10 protein-coding genes are annotated in these 19,844 nt (G+C 71.6%); 6 read left to right on the top strand and 4 right to left on the bottom strand.

Features of this window, described 5'->3' with window-relative positions; genetic code table 11:
• Window positions 1-28 precede the first annotated feature (28 nt).
• Genes WJ12_RS31100 through WJ12_RS31085 form a run of 4 tightly spaced genes read right to left on the bottom strand, consistent with a single transcriptional unit; the run spans window position 29 to window position 4,174 of the window.
• Window positions 29-1,453, bottom strand: a complete 1,425-nt coding sequence (locus WJ12_RS31100) for an isochorismate synthase (RefSeq protein ID WP_059556868.1) — start codon at window positions 1,451-1,453, stop codon at window positions 29-31.
• A complete protein-coding gene (locus tag WJ12_RS31095) occupies window positions 1,450-1,755 on the bottom strand; it encodes an isochorismate lyase (RefSeq protein WP_034186169.1) in 306 nt (101 codons plus the stop codon). Before WJ12_RS31095 ends, WJ12_RS31100 begins: the two co-directional genes overlap by 4 nt.
• Entirely contained in the window at window positions 1,752-2,525 is a 774-nt protein-coding gene (locus WJ12_RS31090; protein ID WP_034186170.1) for a thioesterase II family protein, read from the bottom strand. The genes WJ12_RS31095 and WJ12_RS31090 overlap by 4 nt, the downstream gene beginning before the upstream one ends.
• Entirely contained in the window at window positions 2,522-4,174 is a 1,653-nt protein-coding gene (locus tag WJ12_RS31085) for a (2,3-dihydroxybenzoyl)adenylate synthase (RefSeq protein WP_059556867.1), read from the bottom strand. Before WJ12_RS31085 ends, WJ12_RS31090 begins: the two co-directional genes overlap by 4 nt.
• Before the next feature lie 218 nt (window positions 4,175-4,392).
• Between WJ12_RS31085 and WJ12_RS31080 the strand changes: the two genes are divergently transcribed.
• The 6 genes from WJ12_RS31080 to WJ12_RS31055 all read left to right on the top strand — a co-directional run bounded on the left by WJ12_RS31080 (window position 4,393) and on the right by WJ12_RS31055 (window position 19,844).
• Complete coding sequence (locus WJ12_RS31080) at window positions 4,393-5,334, top strand: helix-turn-helix domain-containing protein (RefSeq protein WP_051700896.1); 942 nt, start codon at window positions 4,393-4,395, stop codon at window positions 5,332-5,334.
• A 123-nt stretch (window positions 5,335-5,457) separates the two neighbouring features.
• Entirely contained in the window at window positions 5,458-9,828 is a 4,371-nt protein-coding gene (locus WJ12_RS31075; protein WP_069245980.1) for a non-ribosomal peptide synthetase, read from the top strand.
• On the top strand, window positions 9,825-15,302 hold the full coding sequence (locus tag WJ12_RS31070) for a non-ribosomal peptide synthetase (protein WP_069245979.1): 5,478 nt from the start codon (window positions 9,825-9,827) through the stop codon (window positions 15,300-15,302). Before WJ12_RS31075 ends, WJ12_RS31070 begins: the two co-directional genes overlap by 4 nt.
• A complete protein-coding gene (locus tag WJ12_RS31065; protein WP_059556864.1) occupies window positions 15,299-16,351 on the top strand; it encodes a Gfo/Idh/MocA family oxidoreductase in 1,053 nt (350 codons plus the stop codon). The genes WJ12_RS31070 and WJ12_RS31065 overlap by 4 nt, the downstream gene beginning before the upstream one ends.
• Complete coding sequence (locus tag WJ12_RS31060) at window positions 16,348-18,072, top strand: ABC transporter ATP-binding protein (RefSeq protein WP_059556863.1); 1,725 nt, start codon at window positions 16,348-16,350, stop codon at window positions 18,070-18,072. Before WJ12_RS31065 ends, WJ12_RS31060 begins: the two co-directional genes overlap by 4 nt.
• Entirely contained in the window at window positions 18,069-19,844 is a 1,776-nt protein-coding gene (locus tag WJ12_RS31055; RefSeq protein WP_059556862.1) for an ABC transporter ATP-binding protein, read from the top strand. The genes WJ12_RS31060 and WJ12_RS31055 overlap by 4 nt, the downstream gene beginning before the upstream one ends.

Below are 19,844 nucleotides of genomic sequence, written 5' to 3'. Positions count from 1 at the left end.
GTGAAGCGAGCGGCGGCCACGGCAAGCTTCAATCGACCGTCGACGACATGCGCGCGCGGCCGTGGGCATCCGCCGCATCGCGCACGCGGATCGCCGCCTGCATGCCGGACAGCTTCAGTTCGGTTTCCTGATACTCGTTGACCGGATCGGAGTCGGCGACGATGCCGCAGCCCGCGAACAGCCGGCACGCGCCGCCTTCGATCAGCGCCGAACGCAGCGCGACGATGAAGTCGCCGTTGCCGTGCGCATCGATCCAGCCGATCGGTGCCGCGTACCAGCCGCGATCGAAGCCTTCATGTGCGCGGATATGGTCGAGTGCCGGCGCGCGCGGATGGCCGGCGACGGCGGGCGTCGGGTGCAGCGCCGCGACGACCTGCAGCAGCGTCGCGTCCGCATGCAGCGTGGCGCGGATCGGCGTGCTCAGGTGCTGCAGTTTCGGCAGCCGGTGCAGCGACGGGTGCTCGGGCACGTCGAGCATGCGCGACAGCGGCGTCAGCGCGGCGCGGATCGCGTCGACGACGAGCGCGTGTTCGAGCCGTTCCTTCGCGGAGCCCAGCAGCGCGGCGCCGAGCGCGCGGTCGTCGTCGGGCGTGGCGCCGCGCCGGATCGTCCCGGCGAGCGCATGCGTGCGCACGTCGCCGGCCGCGACCCGCGCGAGCCGTTCCGGCGTGGCGCCGACGAAGCATGCATTTGCGCGACGGATGGCGAACAGGTGGGCATGCGCGTCGCGTTGGCGGAGCCTGCGCAGCAGCGGCGCGATCGCGACGGGCCGCGCGTACTGGTCGAGCACGTCGCGGGCGAGCACGACCTTGCCGAACGCGCCGCCGCGTATCGCGTCCACCGCGCGCCGGACTTCGCGCTGCCATTCGCTTGCCTGCAGCGCCTGCGTGTGCAGCAGGTGCGATGCATCGTCGTCGTGGGCGGCGGCGAGTGCACCGAGCGACTCGATCCGTGCAAGACACGCATGCGCGAGCGCGGCCGGATCGTCGTGCGCGGCGACGACGTGCTGGCAGACCGCCCAGTGCGCTTCGCCTTCACGCACGATCAGCAGCGTGGCCACCGTCATGCTCGCGTCGGGAAACGACGCCCAGTGCACGCTGCGCGCCCCATGCGAATCGAACCGGAAGCCGCCGACGACGCGCGGCGGCTGCGGGCCGGCCGTCACCGCGCCGCGAACCAGCGTGCGCCAGCGCGCGTCGACCTGCGCGAAGCGCGTATCGCCCGTGGCGTTCAGCTCGAGCGCGCGGTCCCAGCCGAACAGCGTGACGGACGCGTCGCCGGCTTCGTGAAAGAACCACGGCGTGACGCCGTCGTCCCAGGCCGCGATCAGGTCGAAGAAGTCGAGCGGCCGCAGCGGCACCGACACCGAGGCGAGCGTCGGCTCGCCGGTGGCGGCGGCGCGTCGGGCGGCACGCGCGAACGTGTCGTGCAGCAGCGGAAGGCCGGCGTTCATGCGAGCCCCCGCTGTTGCCGCCAGTACTGCGTTTGCTGTGCGATGTACCACGCGATCAGCCCGGCGAACAGCGACTCGACGTAGTCGGCGTCGAGACCGGCCTGTTCGGCCCAGCGGCGCCGGTCGGGCAGCATCGCGGCCACCCGTTCCGGCGCGGCGATGCTCGCTTCGTCGGGCTTGAAGCGCGACGCGGCCTTCACGTATTGCATGCGCCGGCCGAGCGCGTCGATGATGTCGGCGTCCAGGCGATCGATGGCGTCGCGAATATCGGGAAGCCCCGTGCAGGCGTCCGGTGCTTTCATGTGTACTCCTTTCCGTAACGAAGGGACTGGTCGATCCGTTCGACCAGATGCGCGATCACCGCCGGGTATTGGTGCCGCAGGTAGAAGTGGTCGCCGTCGAACGTCTCGATGCGGATCGGGCGCGCCGCGACGTCCTGCCACGCATGCGCTTCGTCGCGGTCGAGTTCGGTATCGGCGAGCGGATGCATCACGCCGAGCGGCGCATCGATGCGTGGCGGCCGGTCGCGCCGGTACGTCTCGATCGCGCGATAGTCGTCGCGGATCATCGGCAGGTAGATCGCACGCATTTCCGGATCGGCGAGCAGCGCGGCGTGTTCGCCGGACAGCCGGGCGACATCGCCGGCGAGCGCGTCGTCGGATTGCAGGTGCAGATTCGACAGGCGCTGGCGATGCGGCGGCGGCAGCGCGGAGACGGCCACGTAAAGCGGCGCGGCGCCGCGTGCTTCGAGCCGTAACGCGACCTCGTACGCGAGCGCCGCGCCGAGGCTGTGCCCGAACAGCACGAGCGGCGCGTGCGCATAGCGTTGCAGGGCATCGGTCGCGGGGCCGGCGAGCGCCTCGATCGACTGCAGGCACGGTTCGCCGAAGCGCTCCTCGCGGCCCGGATACTGCAGCGCGAGCAGATCGACGTCCCACGGCAGCGCACGGCTCCAGTTGCGAAAGAAATTCGCGGTGCCGCCCGCGTGCGGGAAGCACACGAGTTGCGCCCGTGCGCACGGCGACAGCCGCAGCTCGCGGATCCAGTTCGAACCGGTCGGGCGCGCGATCATGCGGCGGCCGCCTGCAACTGGCGGCGCAGCAGCTCGCGCAGCGATTTCTTGCTGGTCTTGCCGATGCCGGTTTCCGGGAAACGCGGCATGAACTCGATACGGTCGGGAATCTTGAAGGCCGCGAGTCCGCAATCGCGCAGGTAGCGTTTCAGCACCAGCCTGGACGGTGCAGGCGCGCGCGCGACGACGAACGCGCACGTACGCTCGCCGAGCAGCGTGTCCGGCATTGCGACGACTGCCGCGTCGTGCACCTGCGGATGCGCGAGCAGCAGGTTCTCGACTTCCTCGGCCGACACTTTCTCGCCGCCGCGGTTGATCTGGTCCTTGTCGCGGCCCTCGACGACGAGGTCGCCGTCCGCGGTGCGCCGCACGCGATCGCCGCTGCGGTAGAAGCCGTCGGCCGTGAACGCCGTTGCGTCGTGGTCGGCGAGCCGGTAATAACCGCGTATCGTGTACGGGCCGCGTACCTGAAGCTCGCCGATCTCGCCGGGCGCGACCGGTTCGCCGGCTTCGTCGACGATGCGCACTTCATCGGCATCCGATACCGGGCGCCCCTGCGTACGCGCGATGCGTTCGGGCGAATCGTCGAGCCGCGTGCAGCAGATGAGCCCTTCGGCCATCCCGAACACCTGCTGCAGCCGGCAGCCGAGCACGGGCGTCACGCGCGCGGCCGCGTGGTCCATCAGCCGCGCGCCGCCGACCTGCAGCACGCGCAGGCTCGACAGGTCGGCCTGCCGTTGCGGTTGCTCGTCGAGCCACAGCAGCGCGAGCGGCGGCACGAGCGCGGTATGCGTGACGCGTTCCCGCGCGATCAGCGCGAAACTCTGTTCGGGCTCGGGCCGGCCGGTCGTGACCACGCGGCCGCCCGCGAGCAGCGCACCGATCGTGCCGGGGCAGCACAGCGTGAAGTTGTGCGCCATCGGCAGCGCGGCGAGATACACGGTGTCGGCACCGAAGCCGCTTGCGGCGCTGCATGCGCGCACGTTGTACAGGTATTCGCGATGGCGGCGCGGAATCAGTTTCGGCGTGCCGGTCGTGCCGCCCGACAGCTGGAAGCAGGCGATGTCGTCGGCGCGCGCCGCGCATTCGAGTACGGGCGGCGCGTCATACAGCGCGTCGAACGACGTGAACGCGTGATCGTCGCCGGCCATCACCACGTGCGCGAGCGTCGGGCAGTCGGCCTGCAACGCGGCCGCGAGCGGGCGGCAGTCGAAATCGCCGAGTTGCGACGCACCGAGATAGGCGCGCGCGCCGGCAAAGCGGCAGAACGCGCCGATCTCGTAGTGGCGGTGCGCGGGCAGCGCGAGCACCGGCCGCACGCCGAGCTGGAACAGCGCGAAGCACGTCTCGATGAAGCGCGCGCCGTTCGGCAAATGGACGACGACCGCGTCGCCGCGCGTCAGGCCGAGCCGAGCGAGGCCGCCCGCGAGTCGCCGGATGCGCGCCAGCAGGTCGCGATAACCGAGCCGGCAGGCGCCGTCAACGACGGCGAGCGCGTCGGGATGGCGCCGCGCACACGCATCGAGCGCGTCGAAGAACGTCGTGTCCTGCCAGTAGCCGGCGTCGCGGTAGCGGCGCGCGACGTCGTCGGGCCAGTCGGGCGCGTCGGCCGGCACGGCCGGCGCCAGGGAGGGAAGGGAGGATTGCATGCGCAGACCTTGGGTTCCGGCAAGTTGTCAAAAAATGTAAATGAGAGGTATTATCATTTGGAACACGCGCCGCGATAGCGTCGTTTCTTTTGATATCGCGGCAATTTCATTCGATCGGGCGTCCGTTGCGCGGCGCCCGCGCGGTCCGGCCGGACAATCGGCCGGTTGCCGCCGGCGCGCGCCGGTCCGCGCGTGCCGCCTAACCAACGGACCCTCCGATGAGCTCGACCTCCTTCGCTTCGTCACGACGTCACCCGCCGGTGCTCGTGCCCGGCAACCATCCGGGCGTGGTGCACGTCGATGCGGGCATGAAACTCATGAGCGGCACGCTGTGCTCGGACAGCCGCGACTGGTACGAGGAGCCGCTCGAAAAAGGGCTGAAGCTCGTCCTCGTGCAGAGCGGACAGTTGCGCTGCCGCGTGCCCGGCCAGCCCGAGCAGTGCATCAAGGGGCCGGGCCTGTGCGTGATCGCCAACGACGGCGAGTTCACGACGCACCAGATCTACGATCGCGACGTGCCGCTGCGCTACACGATCGTGCAGCTCGGCCTCGACGCGCTCGACCGCAACCTGAGCCTGCTGCCGGAAAAGATGCTCGCGCCGACGGGCGGCGATCCGCGCATCGTCAGTTGCCCGGCGTCGAAGGCGCTGCAGGCGCTCGCGGTGCAGATCGCCACCTGCCCGTTCGAGGGCGCGGTGCGCGAGTACTACCTGAAGGCGAAGGCGTTCGAGCTGACCGCGCTGAGCGCGCAGCTGCTCGCGACGCAGCGGCAGTTCGCGCCGGCCGACGTGCGCGTCACGTCGTCGGATGTCGAGCGCGTGTATGCGGCGAGCGACATCCTGACGCGCGAGCTCCAGCAGCCGCCGACGCTCGACGCGCTCGCGGGCCGCGTCGGGATGAATTCGCGCAAGCTGACGGCCGGATTCCGCAAGGTGTTCGGCACGAGCGTGTATGCGTACCTGCAGGAATACCGGCTGCGGACCGCGCACGCGATGCTGTGCGCGGAGGACGCGAACGTGTCGACCGTCGCGTATCGCGTCGGCTACAGTCCCGCGCATTTTTCGATCGCGTTCCGCAAGCGCTACGGCATTTCGCCGAGCGATATTCGCGCGTCGTCGAACGCGATCGACGACGACGAACTGACGAGCGCGGCAATCTAAAACAACTGACCGGCAGCCTAAAGGAATCGACCGGGCACATGGGAGTGAATGAGATAGATTCTCATTCACGGGTGGCCGCCACCGCGCGGATCCGCCATCGAACGACCCATACAAGGCGTGCCCATGAGCCAGACCGTTGTCGATTCCCGTATCGACCATTCCGATCCTTCCTGTTGTTCCTCCACCGACTTTCGCTCGCAGCTCGTTGCGTTGATCGCCGGGCTGCTCGACGAATCCGTCGATGAAATCGCATCGCTCGACGATGACGAGGACCTGCTGAGCTGCGGCCTCGATTCGATCCGGCTGATGTATCTGCAGACGCGCGTGAACCGTCTCGGTTACGCGCTGACGTTCGATGCGCTCGCGCGCACGCCGACGCTCGGCGCGTGGGCCGCGTTGCTGGCGAATGCGCCGCGTGTCGCGCGGCCGGCTCCCGACGTCGCGGGCGAGGATGTCGACGTGCACGCGCCGTTCGACCTGTCCGCGGTGCAGCAGGCGTACTGGCTCGGCCGCGGCGACGGCGAAGTGCTCGGCAACGTGAGCTGCCACGCGTTTCTGGAATTCCGCAGCCAGGCGCTCGATCCCGTTCGTCTCGACGCGGCGTGCCGGCGTGTGCGCGAGCGTCATCCGATGCTGCGCGCGCGCTTCGCCGGCGGTCGTCAGCAGATCCTCGCGGCGTCGGACGCGCCGGTGCTCGCGCATGCGGACTGGCGCGGCAAGACGGCCGCCGACGCGGAAACCGAATGGGCGTCGCTGCGCGCGTTCCGGTCGCACGAATGTCTCGATGTCGAGCACGCGCAGGTCTTCATGATGGGGCTCGTGCAGATGCCCGGCGGCGAGGATCGCGTGTGGTTGAGTGTCGACCTGCTCGCGGCCGACGTGGACAGCGTGCGGCTGCTGATGCAGGAGATCGGTGTCGCGTATGCCGAACCGTCGGCGTTGCCCGACGCGCCGTCGACGTGGTTCCCGGCCTGGCTCGCGCGTCGCGCGGCCGATACGCGCGACGCGCGGGCCGCGGCGCGCGATGCATGGCACGCAAAGCTCGCGACGCTGCCGGAAGGGCCGGCGCTGCCGCTGGCCCGCGCGCCGGAAGCGATCCGCGCGCCGCGCTTCAGCCGCATCGCCCATACGCTGAGCACGGACGAGCTTGCGCGCCTGCAGGCGCGGGCCGCGCAGCATGGCGTGACGCTGTCGTCGGTGTTCGGCGCGGCGTTTGCCGCGGTGCTCGCACGCTGGAGCGGCCGCCATGCGTTCCTGCTCAACGTGCCGCTGTTCGACCGGCATGGCGACGCACCCGATCTCGGCCGCGTGATCGCCGATTTCACGACGCTGCTGCTCGTCGAATGCGACGTGCAGGCCGACGCGAGCGCGGCCGATGCGGTGCGCGTTTTCCAGCAGCGGCTGCACGGCGCGATCGCGCACGCCGCGTATCCGGCGCTCGACGTGCTGCGCGATGCGCGCCGGCAGGGCACGCCGCGCGCGGCGCCCGTCGTGTTCTCGTGCAATCTCGGCGACGCGCCGTTCGTGCCCGAGGCGTTCGCGCGCGTGTTCGGCGATCTGCACGACATGATTTCGCAGACGCCGCAGGTGTGGCTCGATCATCAGCTCTATCGCGTGCCGGACGGCGCGCTGCTCGCGTGGGACAGCGTCGACGGCCTGTTTCCGGACGGGATGGTCGACGCGATGTTCGGCGCGTACGTCGCGCTCGTGCAGGCGCTGTGCGATCGCGACTGGCGGCTGCCGATCGCGGTCGAATTGCCGTCCGCGCAGCGTCGGGTGCGCGAGGCGCTCAACGCGCAGCCCGCGCCCGGCCGGCCGCGCACGCTGCATCGCGATTTCTTCGCCGGGGCCGCGCGCGAACCGGCGGCGGTCGCGTTGCGGTGCGGCGGGCAGGTCGTGACGCGCGGCGAACTGGCCGCGCAGGCGCTCGCGATCGCGGGCGGGTTGCGCGCGGCCGGGATCGGGCACGGCGATGCCGTCGAGATCAGCCTGCCGCGCGGGCCGGCGCAGGTCTCTGCCGTGTTCGGCGTACTGGCCGCCGGCGCGTGCTACGTCCCGCTCGACATCGCGCAGCCGGCCGCGCGCAAGGCGCTGATCGAGCGCGCGGCGGGCGTGAAAGCCGTGATCGGCGACACGGCGCGCACGGATGCGCCGGTGCCGCATTGGGGCATCGCCGCACTGATGCGGCATGCGCCGCTGGCCGCACCGCTCGCGGTCGCGCCGCGGGCCACGGCGTACGTGATCTATACGTCCGGCTCGACGGGCGTGCCGAAGGGTGTCGAGATGACGCACGCGGCGGCGGTCAACACGATCGATGCGATCGACGCGCTGCTCGGCGTGAGTGCGGACGACCGGTTGCTCGCGGTGTCGGCGCTCGACTTCGACCTGTCGGTGTACGACCTGTTCGGCGTGCTGGGCGCGGGTGCCGAACTCGTGCTGCCCACGCAGGACGACGCGCGCGACGCGGCGCGCTGGATCGAACTGATTGCGCAGCATCGCGTGACGCTATGGAATTCGGCGCCCGCGCTGCTCGAAATGGCGCTGGCCGTGCCGGTCGCGAAAGACGCGTGCCGCAGCGTGCGTGCGGCGCTGCTGTCCGGCGACTGGATCGCGCTCGACCTGCCGGCGCGCCTGCGCGAGCGCTGCGGCGACGCATGCGCATTCCACGCGCTCGGCGGCGCGACCGAAGCCGGCATCTGGTCGAACGTGCAGACGGTACGCGACGTGCCGCCGCACTGGCGCTCGATTCCATACGGCCGGCCGTTGCCGGGGCAGGCCTGGCGCGTGGTCGACGCCGACGGCCGCGACGCCCCCGATTACGTGCCGGGCGAACTGCTGATCGGCGGCGACAGTCTTGCGCGCGGCTACCGCAACGATCCCGGGCTGACCGCGCAGCGTTTCGTGCAGCATGCGTCGGGCCGCTGGTATCGCACCGGCGATCGCGGCTGTTACTGGCCGGACGGGACGCTCGAATTCCTGGGGCGCGAGGACCGGCAGGTGAAGGTGCGCGGGCACCGGATCGAACTGGGCGAGATCGAAGCGGCACTGGCCGCGCATCCGCGGATCGATGGCGCGTGTGCCAGTGTCGCGAACGGCGAAGTCGCGCGCATCGTCGCGGCGTTCGTGCCGGCCGATTGCGTGGCCGATGCGGCGCCGTCGCCGCTCGCGGATGCGGGCACGGCCGATACGGTTCAGGCGGAAGCGGCCGTTGCACGCGTCGTCGCCGATCGGCTGAGCGACGGCGGCGCGAGCCTGCCGCCGTCGCTGCATGCGCGCTGGCACGCGACAGGCGATGCATCGATCTCGATCGACGCCGCGCTCGATCGGCTCGGCTGGCATGCAACCGACCTCGACGACCTGACGGCGGCGCTGCGCACGCTCGCAGCCGATCCCGATACCGTCGCGCAGCGCGTGGCGCTCGATCCGCGCGTCGCGCCGCTTGCATTCGCGACGCGCTTGCCGGACGGCGCTCGTGTGCTGCGCGAGTTTGCTGGCGCGCTCGATGCACAGGCTGCTGCATGCACGGGCGCGATGCGGGTCGCGGTGCTCGATGCCCGCGCCGGGCAATGGTTCGACGCGGGCCTCGACGTGCTCGACGATCCGCGTTTCGACGTGACGCTGTTCGACGTGTCGCCGGGTCTGCTGCACACCGCGCAGGCACGCTTCACGCGAACGAGGCCCGCGCTTCAGGCGCTGCAGGACGCCCTGCTGCCCGCGCGTCATCTCGGCGCATTCGACTGCGTGATCAGTTTCGCCGCGGCACACCTGCGCGACGATCCGCGCGATACGTTCAGGATCGCGGCCGCGCTGCTGGCGCGGGATGGCCGTTTGCTGTTCGCCGACGTGCTGCGCGACTCGCCGTTGCGCGAACTCGTCGCGAGCGTGACGGGCGATGCCTCGTTGCCGCGGCCGTTCACGACCGAGGCGATCGCCGCCGCCGCGCAGGCGAGCGGCTTCACGCCCGACTCCCGAAGCTGGTATTCGACCGCGTTTGCATGCCTCGACGTGCGTCGTGTCGGCGAATCGGCGACGCAAGCGGTACTGGCAGACTGGCTGCGCGACCGGCTGCCGGACGCGATGCGCCCTGACGCACTGTGGTGCCTGCCGCGCTGGCCGCTCAACGCGAACGGCAAGATCGACCGGCGCGCGGTGGGCGACGCGCTTGCGCGCGCGCTCGGCGACGCGCCGGCCGCGCATGACGCGTTCGTGCCGGCAAACGAACGGCATGCGACGCTGCTCGCGTGCTGGGAGCAGGCGCTCGGCTGTCGGGCGAACGCCCGCGACGCCACGTTCTTCGCGCTCGGCGGCGACAGTCTGCTGGCGACGCGCCTGCTCGCGCAATTGCGCGAACGGCTCGGCGCGCGGATCGGGATGGCCGCGTTCTACCGCGATCCGACGCTCGCCGGTCTTGCCGCCCAGCTCGACGATGTGGCGCCGGCGGTCACGGCGGACGGCAGCGCATCGGTCGCGACGATCGAGGAGGGCGTGCTGTGAGCTTCGACGACGTACTCGATCTCTGCCGCGAACGGCAGATCGAATTGTGGTGCGACGACGGCGGTCAGCTGCGCTATCGCGCACCGGCCGGCGCGCTCGACGCGGACCTGGCCGCGCGCATCAAGGCCGAACGCGACGCGTTCGTCCGCTTCCTGCGGGGCGGCGCGTGGCGCAGCGATCCGGCGCGCCAGCATGAACGGTTTGCGCTGACGCCGGTACAGGCCGCGTACGTGCTCGGCCGGCACGAGTCGTTCGAGTTCGGCGGCAGCGCATGCCATCTGTACGTCGAATACGACGAGCGGCAGGATCTCGACTGCGTGCGCTTCGAGGCCGCGTGGAATGCGTGCGTGGCGCGGCATCCGATGCTGCGCGCGATCGTCGAGGACAACGCATGGCAGCGCGTGCTGCCCGACGTGCCGTGGCAGCGGCTCACGGTGCACGACCTGCGCGACGGCGATGCGCACGCATTCGACGCGCACGTGCAGCGGGTACGCGAGCGGCTCGACCACGCGGTCCATGCGCTCGACCGCTGGCCCGTGCTGCAGCCCGAAGTGAGCCTCGGGCCGGATGGCGCGCTGCTGCACCTGTCCGTCGATTTCACGCTGATCGACTACGCGAGCCTGCAACTGCTGCTTGCCGAATGGCGGCGCCGTTACGACGATCCGCAATGGCGGCCGGCGCCGCTCGACGCGACGTTTCGCGACTATGTGGCTCACGAGGCGCAGGCCGGCACGGGGGCCGATCATGCGCGCGACAAGGCCTGGTGGCTCGCGCGCATCGACGATCTGCCGGCGCGCCCCGATCTGCCGGTCGTGCCCGCGATGCGCACCGACGCCCGTCCGCGTTTCACGCATCGCCATGCGCGGCTCGACCGCGCGCAATGGGCTGCACTGAGCGGCCATGCAAGCCGTTTCGGGCTGAGTGCGGCGAGCGTCGCGCTGGCCGCGTTCGCGGAAGTCGTCGGCCGCTGGAGCCAGTCGCCGGCGTTCTGCCTGAACCTGACGGTGCTGAACCGTCCGCCGGTGCATCCGCGCATCGACGCGGTGCTCGGCGATTTCACCGCGTTGAGCCTGCTCGCCGTCGACGTGACGCAAGGGGGCGATTTCATCGCGCGCGCGCGTACGATCGGTGCGCGGATGTTCGACGATCTCGACCATCGCGCATTCACCGGCGTCGACGTGATGCGCGAACTCGCGCGGCGGCGCGGCAAGGAGGCGGCGCTGATGCCGGTCGTGTTCACGAGCGGCATCGGCAGCGTCGGCCGCTTGCTTGGCGAGCAGGCGGCCCGGGCGGAACCGCCGCGCTACATGATCAGCCAGACGCCGCAGGTGTGGCTCGACTGCCAGGTGACCGACCAGTTCGGCGGGCTGGAGATCGGCTGGGACGTGCGGGACGATCTGTTTCCCGAAGGCTTGCCGACCGCGATGTTCGACGCATACGTCGCGCTGCTGGGCCGGCTTGCCGACGATGCCGGATGGTGGTCGCGTGCGGGCGACATCGTGCTGCCGTGCGCCGCGCCCGTTGCCGACGTGCATCCGGACGCGGAGACGCATATCGCGGCCGGGTTTGCCGCGCAGGCGCTGCGCACGCCCGATGCGCCGGTCGTGATCGACGCGCAGGGCGCCCGCACGTACCGCGATGTCGCGCAACATGCGGCGGCGCTGCGTACCGCGCTCGAACAGGCCGGCGTCGGCGTGGGCGACACGGTGGCGGTGCTGATGCCGAAGTGCGCGCACCAGCTCGCGGCCGTGCTCGCGATCGTCCAGGCGGGCGCCGCATACGTGCCGGTCGACAGCCGTCAGCCGGCGTTGCGCCGGCAGGCGATCCTGCGCAATGCGCGGGTGCGCGCGGTCGTGAGCGTACGGGCGCTGGAGTTCGAGCATGAAGGATGCGTGCGCATCGATGCCGATGCGCTGCCCGCCGATCCGCAATGGCCGCCGCGCGCCGCATGCGACGTCGACGGCGCGGCGCTGGCCTACGTGATCTACACGTCGGGCTCCACCGGCGAACCGAAGGGCGTGATGCTGAGCCACGCGGCGGTGTGCAACACGCTCGCCGACATCAACGCACGCCATGCGGTCGGTGCGGGCGATGTGGTACTCGGCCTGGCCGAACTGAGCTTCGACTTGTCCGTCTACGACTTCTTCGGCGCGACCGCGCGCGGTGCGTGCGTCGTGCTGCCCGACCCCGCGCGCGGTCACGATCCGTCGCACTGGGCGGCGTTGATGGCACGTCATGCGGTGACGGTGTGGAACTCGGTGCCCGCACAAGGGCAGATGCTGATCGATTACCTCGAGGGCGAACCGGCGCTCGACGTGCCGGGCCCGCGCCGCGTGCTGTGGTCGGGCGACTGGATTCCGGTGACGCTGCCGGCCCGCTGGTGGAAACGCTGGCCCGACAGCGCGCTGTTCAGTCTCGGCGGCGCGACCGAAGCGTCGATCTGGTCGATCGAGCATCCGATCCGCCCGGAGGACACGCAGCTCGCCAGCATTCCGTACGGCCGCGCGCTGACCGGGCAGACGATGGAAGTGCTCGACGTGCTTGGCCGGCCGTGCCCGCCCGGCGTGCGCGGCGAGATCCATATCGGCGGCGTCGGGCTCGCGACGGGCTATGCGAACGATCCCGCGCGAACGGCCGAACGTTTCATCCGTCATCGCGACGGGCGCCGGCTCTATCGCACCGGCGATCTCGGCCGCGTGCGCGTCGACGGTTCGCTCGAATTCCTCGGCCGGCAGGACGATCAGGTGAAGATCCGCGGTTACCGGATCGAGCTGGCCGAGATCGATGCGGCGCTGACCGCGCATCCGCTGGTCGGCGCGGCCGCGACGATCGTGCTCGGCGAGGGCGCCGAGCGCCGGCTGGCGAGCTTCGTGTCGCTGCAGGGTGCGACGCCTGACCCGTCGGCGCACGACCCCGCCCTTCATGAGATCGCGGCACCGGTACGCGCTGCGTTCGACGCCGTGCGCTGGCCCGCGCAAGCGGACGTGGCGCGGTCGGTCGAGCAACTCGAAACGGCATGCGTGGCGTCGCTGGCCGCGTGGATCGTACCGGCAGGCGGCTTGACGGCCGACGACGCAACCGGTTTCGCGACGCTGTGCGAGCGGCTGCGCGTGCCGCCGGCGCGGCAGCATCTGCTGCGCCACTGGCTCGCGATGCTCGTGACGCACGGCGTGCTGCACGCGGATGCCGAAGGCGGCTGGCGTAGACGGTCCGACGCCAGCCATGCCGACGCGCACGCATGCTGGGATGCGTTCGCGCTGCATGCATCGCCCGAGCTGTGGCCGCCGGTCCTCATCGACTACTTCCGCGACAGCGCGGGCTGCCTGGACGTACAGGTGGACGGCACGGTTTCGCCGGCCGGCCTGATGTTCCCCGAAGGCGCGTCGCATATCGCCGAAGCGATGTACAGCAACGGCGAACACGCGCATGCGCTGCATCGCGGGATGGCGCAAGCCGTGCGCGAGATCGTCGCGCGCGAGCCGCGCCGTACGTGGCGCATCCTCGAGATCGGCGCGGGAACGGCCGCCGCGACGCGCGCGATCGTGGATGCGCTCGCGCCGCTGGTCGAAGCGGGCACGCGGATCGACTACCTGTTCAGCGACGTGTCGAGCTACTTTCTCGCGGCCGCGCGCGAGCGCTTCGCCGCGTATCCGTGGATGCGGTTCGTGCGTTTCGACTTGAATGCAGCGCTCGACGCGCAGGGCATCGCGCCGCATTCGATCGACATGACGATCAGCTCCGGCGCGCTGAACAACGCGCGCGACACGGTTGCACTGATCGCCGGATTGCGCGCGCTGTCGGCGGCCGATGCGTGGTGGGTGATCCAGGAACTGACGGCCGAGCATCCGGAGATCAGCATCAGCCAGGGGCTGATGATGGAGACGCCGCGCGATGCGCGTGCCGGGTCGTGCCGGCTGTTCGTACCGCGCGCGCAGTGGCTCGAATGGCTGCAGGGGGACGACGGCGATCGCGCACTCGGCTGCGTGACGGCCGGCTCGCCGCTCGACGCGCTGGGCTACGACATCCTGCTCGCGCACGTGAAGCGCGGCGCGGCCCGCATCGCGCCGGATGCGCTGCTGTCGTTCGTTGCCGAGCGCGTGCCGGGCTATATGGTGCCGTCGCAACTGCGCGTGCTCGAGCGACTGCCCGTGACCGCGAACGGCAAGATCGACCGCCGGACGCTGGCCGGCATTGCCGACATTCGCGAGCCGGAACCGGCGGCGGTTCGGCCGGCGCAGACACCCGCCGCCGATCCGCTGCTGGCGCGATTGATCGGATGGTGGGAGACGGTGCTCGATACGCGCAACGTCACGCCGGATCAGGATTTCTTCGCCGCCGGCGGCGATTCGCTGCTGATCGCGCAACTCGTGTCGCGGCTGCGTGGCGAGGAGCCGCTCGCGCAGGCGCATCCGTTCGACCGGCTGCTGCGCTGGGTGCTCGCGCAGCCGACGCCGGCGGCGTTCGCCCGTTGCCTGCGCGAAGCGCAGACGCAACCGTCGGCCGGCGTATCGCCGGCCGGCGCGGCCGCACCGCGCGCGATGCAGCCGTCGTCCGTCGTCCACGCACCCGCGCCGCGCGTGCGCGCCGACGTGCGGCCGATTCCGCTCGCGCCGGGCGACGGCGTGCCGCGCGTGATCGTGCACGAAGGGCTCGGCACCGTGCATGCCTATCGTCCGGCACTGCCGGCACTCGCGCGGCTCGGCCCGGTGCTCGGCTTCGCGGTGCGCGACGCGCAGGACTATCTCGACCTGCCGGCGCGTCACCTGAACGCGACGCTCGGCCGGCGCTATGCGGATGCGCTGTGGCGCAGCGGCGTGCGCGAGGTCGACGTGCTCGGCTACTGCTCGGGCGGGCTCGTCGCACTCGAAATGGCGAAATCGCTGGTGCAGCTCGGCGTCGCGGTGCGCACGCTCGACATCGTGTCGAGCTACCGCATTCCCTACCTGATCGAGGACGAACGGCTCGTGCTGTTCAATTTCGCGGCGACGCTCGGGCTGCCGCTCGACGCGCTGGGCTTTCCGGAAACGTACGTGCTCGCCGATGCGCTCGCCGACGCGTTGAAGGCCGACCCCACGCGGCTCGCGCCCGGCAGCCTGCAGGCGCAGCTCGAGATCTTCGGCGATCGCTGCGAGCCGCTCGACGAGTTGCGCCGGCGCGTGCTGCGCGCGGCGGCCGGCCTGTCGATGCAGGACGACGTCGCGCATCCGCTGCTCGACGAGCGCGAACGGCTGTACCGGCTCTTCATGCATTCCGTGCAGGCGAGCCATTGGGCCGGCGATGCGCCGTATGCGGGCGCATTGCGGCTGTTCGTGCCCGAGCGCTGCAACCCGCTGATTCCGCAGCAGCGCGCGGCGCTCACCGAGTACTGGACGGCGCAGGCGCTCGGCGGCATCACGGCCGCCGACATCCCCGGCGGTCATTTTGACTGCCTGAACGCCGCGTTCGTCGACACCCGCCTGAAGGAGGCACGATGAAGGTTCACCCGCTGCCGGTCGTCGTGGCCGGCTCCCGCTTCGGCCAGTTCTACGCGGCGGGCCTCGCGGCGTCCGGTTCGTATCGCGTCGCGGGCTTGCTCGGCCGCGGCAGCGCGCGTACCGCCGCACTGGCCGCCCGCGTCGGCGCACCGGTGTTCGATTGCCCGGAGGCGCTGCCGGACGACGTGCGTGTCGCCTGCGTCGCGGTGGGCGGCGCGGCGCGCGGCGCGGAAGGGGCCGCGCTCGCGTGCCGGCTGCTCGAACGCGGGATCGACGTCGTGATCGAGCATCCGCTGCTGCCCGACGAATGGGATACCGTGCTGCGCGCCGCGTCGCGCCACGGCCGCCGCTGCCTGCTGAACAGCTTCTATCCGAACCTGCCCGTCGTCGCGCGCTTCATCGCGGTCGCGCGGCGGTTGCGCGACACGAGTGCTCCCGTGCACGCGGACGTCGTGTGCTCGGTGCAGGCGAGCTACGCGGCGCTCGACGTGCTGGCGGCCGCGCTGCAGGGCGTCGGGCCCTGGTCGGTCGAGCCGATCGGGCCGGCGCTGTCGTCGATGCGCGAATGCGCGATGGTGCTGGCCGAAACGCCGGTATCGCTGCGCGTGCACAACGAGATGGCGGCGGCCGACGACGGCCGCATGAGCCTGTTGTTCGGCATCACGCTGACGACGGACGCCGGCACCTGGACGCTCGCCTCGCCGCACGGGCCGCTGTGGTGGGCGCCCGCGCTGCGCGAACCGGCGATGGCCGAGGACGGGCTGTTCCCGATCTTCGGCGACTCGGCGGGCGATGACATGCCGAGCCTCCAGATCTGCGACGACGCGCAGGACACGTGGGGCGAGATTCATTCGCGCTGCTGGCCGCAGGCGGCCGTGCGCGCGGTCGACCGGCTCGTGTCCGGGGAAGGGCTGCCGGCGCATAACCAGCGCAGCATCGACGTGACGCGCGTCTGGCAGCAGTTGACCGCGCAACTCGGCTTCCCGGCGCAGCCGCCGGGCGATGCGTGCGCGGCGACGCTCGGCATGCTGCTGGAGCGTGCCGCATGAAGGGGCCGTTGCGTTCGATGTTGCGGCCGTTTGCCGTGCCGCTCGCGGCGGCGGTCGTGTTGCAGGCGCTCGCGGGTGTCGCGTCGCTCGTGCCATGGCTCGCGCTCGCCCGGATCGCCGACGCATGGCGCGGGTCGCAGGCGCTCGACGCGACGGCACGCGGCTGGCTCGTCGCGGCCGTGGTCGCCGGCGTGTGCTGGCTCGGCGGCCAGACGGTCGCGCTGCACCTGACGCATCGCGTCGACGCCGATCTGGGCGATCGCTTGCGCAAGCGGCTCGCCGATCATCTGCAGCGTTTGCCGCTCGGCTGGTTCGCCCGCGCGGGCAGCGATCGTGTCGCGCGTCACGTCGATCAGGACGTGCGCGCGCTGCACCAGCTCGTCGCGCATGCGCCGGCCGACGTCACGCAGCTCGTCGTCGTGCCGTGCGCGGCGCTGGCGAGCCTGCTTTACCTGAATCCCGCACTGCTCGCGTTTGCACTGGTGCCGCTTCTGGCCGGCGCCGCGCTGTTCCGCTGGATGCGGTCGGCGCGGTTCGCGCCGGCCGTCGCGGCACGCAACACGGCGCTCGAAACCCTGATGGGCGACTATGCGCAACTCGCGCAGAACCCGGCGCTCGTGCGGCAGTATCCGGGCGCGGGCATCGAGGCGGCCGCGCTGGCGTCGACCGCGCGTTTCGATCGGGCATTTTCGGCATGGGTCGGCCGCGTCGGCGGGCCCGGCGCCTGCACGCAGGTGCTGCTCGGCACGCCGTTTCTGCTCGCCTGGGTCGTGTTCGGCGCGACGTGGCTGACGGCCGGCCGGTTGCCGGTCGGCGAACTGTGCGCGTTCGCGCTGTTGATCTGGGCGGTCGCGGCGCCGGTGCGCGCGCTCGGCCATGGCGCCGATGCATTGCGCGAAGCGCGCGCGGCCGCCGCGCGCCTGGCTGCGTTGCTCGCGCAGCCAGGCCTGTCCGAGCCCGCCGACGGCGCGGCGCAGGTGCCGCGCGATGCGTCGGTCGAACTGCGCGGCGTGAGTGTCGACCTCGACGGCACGCCGATCCTGCACGACATCGACGCGACGATCGCGGCCGGCGCGGTCACCGCGATCGTCGGGCCGTCGGGCGCGGGCAAGAGCACGCTGCTGATGCTGCTCGCGCGCTTCATGGATCCGGATCGCGGCACGGTGCGGCTCGGCGGTGCCGATCTGCGGCTGCTCGCGCCGGATACGCGGCGTGCGCAGGTCGCGATGGTGTTCCAGCAAGCCACCGCGCTCGACGTGTCGATTGCCGCGAACATCGCGCTCTACCGGCCCGATGCCGATCGCGACGCGATTCGCGCCGCCGCGCGCGCGGCTTGTCTCGACGAACGCATCGACGCGTTGCCGGGCGGCTACGACTGCGTGTGCGGGCGCGACGTGCGTTTGTCCGGCGGCGAACTGCAACGCCTGTCGATCGCGCGCGCGCTGCTGTCGCCCGCGCCGTTGCTGCTGCTCGACGAACCGGGCTCGGCGCTCGATCCGCAAACCGCGCGTGCGTTGCGCAATGCGCTGCGCGGCGACCGGCGCACGCGCGTGATCGTCAGCCACGATCTCGACGCGATCCGGCACGCGGACCAGATCCTCGTGATGGATCGCGGCCGCATCGTCGAGCGCGGCACGCATGCCGCGCTGCTGGCCGCGCGCGGCCTGTATGCGCGGCTGTGGCGCGAACGCGATGCCGCGGGCGAGGAGGCCGCACGATGATGAAGTCGCTCAAACGTTTGCAGTGTCTGCCGCCCGAAACCCGCCGCGCGCTGCGGCGCGGTGTCGGCTGGGCGCTGGCCGCCGCGCTGCTCGACGGCGCCTGCGGGCTGCTGCTCGTGCCGCTGATCCGCGCGTGGTTTGCCGGCGCGCATGCGGCCGCGCTGCACTGGACGATCGCGCTCGGCGCGCTGACGCTGTGCCACGCGCTCGTGATGTACGTCGCGCAACGCGGCGGCTATCGCGCGGGCGGCGCGCTTGCGGCCGGGCTCGTCGATCGCCTCGTGCGGCACCTGCCGCGCATCGCGTCCTGGCAGGCCGTGCGCGACAGTCATCCGGCCGGGCTGCTGCGCGGCCCGGTCATGCAGGCAATGGGGATGCCCGCGCACCTGCTGGGGCCGCTGATCGCCGCGGTCGTCACGCCGCTCGCGGTCGTCGCGGGGCTCGCGTGGATCGACTGGCGCATCGCGTCGTGCCTCGCGGCCGCGGCCGTGCTGCTGTTCGCGCTGCTCGAACGCGGCGGCACGCGCACGCTCGCGTTCGAGCAGGCGCGCGCGGCCGGCGAGCGCGACATGGCCGTGCAGCTCCAGACCTTCGCCGCGCATCAGGGGCTGCTGCGCTTCGCGGGCCGCGAGGGCGACGCGCGCGCGGCGTTGCAGCGCGCGTTCGACGAGCAGCATCGCCGCGCGCGTGCGCTGATGCGGCGCTCGCTGCCGATCGAGCTGGGTTTCGCGGGCGCGGTGCAGGGCGTGTTCGTCGCGATGCTGCTGGGCGGCACGTGGGCCGTCGCGGCCGGCCGGCTCGATGCGGCGACGGCCGTCGCGGTGCTCGTGCTGCTCGTGCGCTTCATCGAGCCGCTTGCGCACCTCACGCAGCTCGACCAGGCGCTGCGCGGCGGCTGGCGCGCGCTCGACACGGTGCTCACGGTGCTGCACGCGCCGCGTTTCGACAGCCCCGAGCGCGGCACGCCGGTACACGATGCGAGCGTCGACGCGATGCGTGTCGGCTACCGGTCCGCCAGCGGCGCAACGCTGCTCGACGGCATCGACCTCCATTGCCCGGCCGGCGGTTTCGTCGCGATCGTCGGCCCGACGGGCGCCGGCAAGAGCACGCTGCTCGGCCTGCTCGCGCGGCTCGACGATCCGGGCACCGGGCGCGTGCTGCTCGGCCGCGCCGACGTGCGGCACCTGAGCGAAGCGACGCTCGCGGCGACGCGCAACCTCGTGTTCCAGGACAACGCGCTGTTTCGCGGCAGCCTTGCATGGAACGTGCGGATGGGGCGTCCGGACGCGACCGACGCCGAACTGCGCGCCGTGCTGGACGCGGTCGGCCTGCTGCGCGACGCCGAGCGGCTGCCGGACGGGCTCGACACCGACGTCGGGCCCGGCGGCCAGCTGCTGTCCGGCGGGCAGCGCCAGCGAGCCTGCCTCGCACGTGCGTTGCTGGCGCGGGCACCGGTGCTGATGTTCGACGAGCCGACCGCGAGCCTCGACGAATTCGGCGCGCGGCGCGTGCGCGACAGCCTCGTCGCGTTGCGCGGGCAGCGCACGCGCATCGTCGTCACGCACCAGCCGGCGCTCGCGGCGGCCGCCGATACGATCGTCGTGCTCGAGGGGGGCCGCGTACGGGCGACCGGCACGCATGCGCAGCTCGTGGAAGCGGATGCGTGGTACGCGACCTTCGCCCGCGCGGGACGCCGGCACGACGACGCATCGTATGCCGGCGCAGGCGCAGGCGCAGGTCAGGAAGCCCGGCCGGCCGAATCCGCACACTGA

This window comes from Burkholderia seminalis (assembly GCF_001718535.1).
In the GTDB taxonomy this organism is placed as follows: Bacteria; Pseudomonadota; Gammaproteobacteria; order Burkholderiales; family Burkholderiaceae; genus Burkholderia; species Burkholderia seminalis.
The sequence above is the reverse complement of the archived record's forward strand: the minus strand, read 5'-3'. Positions and strand labels throughout refer to the sequence as shown.

Excerpts from the sequence above, each read along its gene's own strand:
- WJ12_RS31080 (WP_051700896.1), top strand. The coding sequence starts at position 4,393 with ATGAGCTCGACCTCCTTCGCTTCGTCACGACGTCACCCGCCGGTGCTC.
- WJ12_RS31055 (WP_059556862.1), top strand. The coding sequence starts at position 18,069 with ATGATGAAGTCGCTCAAACGTTTGCAGTGTCTGCCGCCCGAAACCCGC.
- WJ12_RS31085 (WP_059556867.1), bottom strand. The coding sequence starts at position 4,174 with ATGCAATCCTCCCTTCCCTCCCTGGCGCCGGCCGTGCCGGCCGACGCG.
- WJ12_RS31075 (WP_069245980.1), top strand. The coding sequence starts at position 5,458 with ATGAGCCAGACCGTTGTCGATTCCCGTATCGACCATTCCGATCCTTCC.
- WJ12_RS31090 (WP_034186170.1), bottom strand. The coding sequence starts at position 2,525 with ATGATCGCGCGCCCGACCGGTTCGAACTGGATCCGCGAGCTGCGGCTG.
- WJ12_RS31065 (WP_059556864.1), top strand. The coding sequence starts at position 15,299 with ATGAAGGTTCACCCGCTGCCGGTCGTCGTGGCCGGCTCCCGCTTCGGC.
- WJ12_RS31060 (WP_059556863.1), top strand. The coding sequence starts at position 16,348 with ATGAAGGGGCCGTTGCGTTCGATGTTGCGGCCGTTTGCCGTGCCGCTC.
- WJ12_RS31095 (WP_034186169.1), bottom strand. The coding sequence starts at position 1,755 with ATGAAAGCACCGGACGCCTGCACGGGGCTTCCCGATATTCGCGACGCC.
- WJ12_RS31100 (WP_059556868.1), bottom strand. The coding sequence starts at position 1,453 with ATGAACGCCGGCCTTCCGCTGCTGCACGACACGTTCGCGCGTGCCGCC.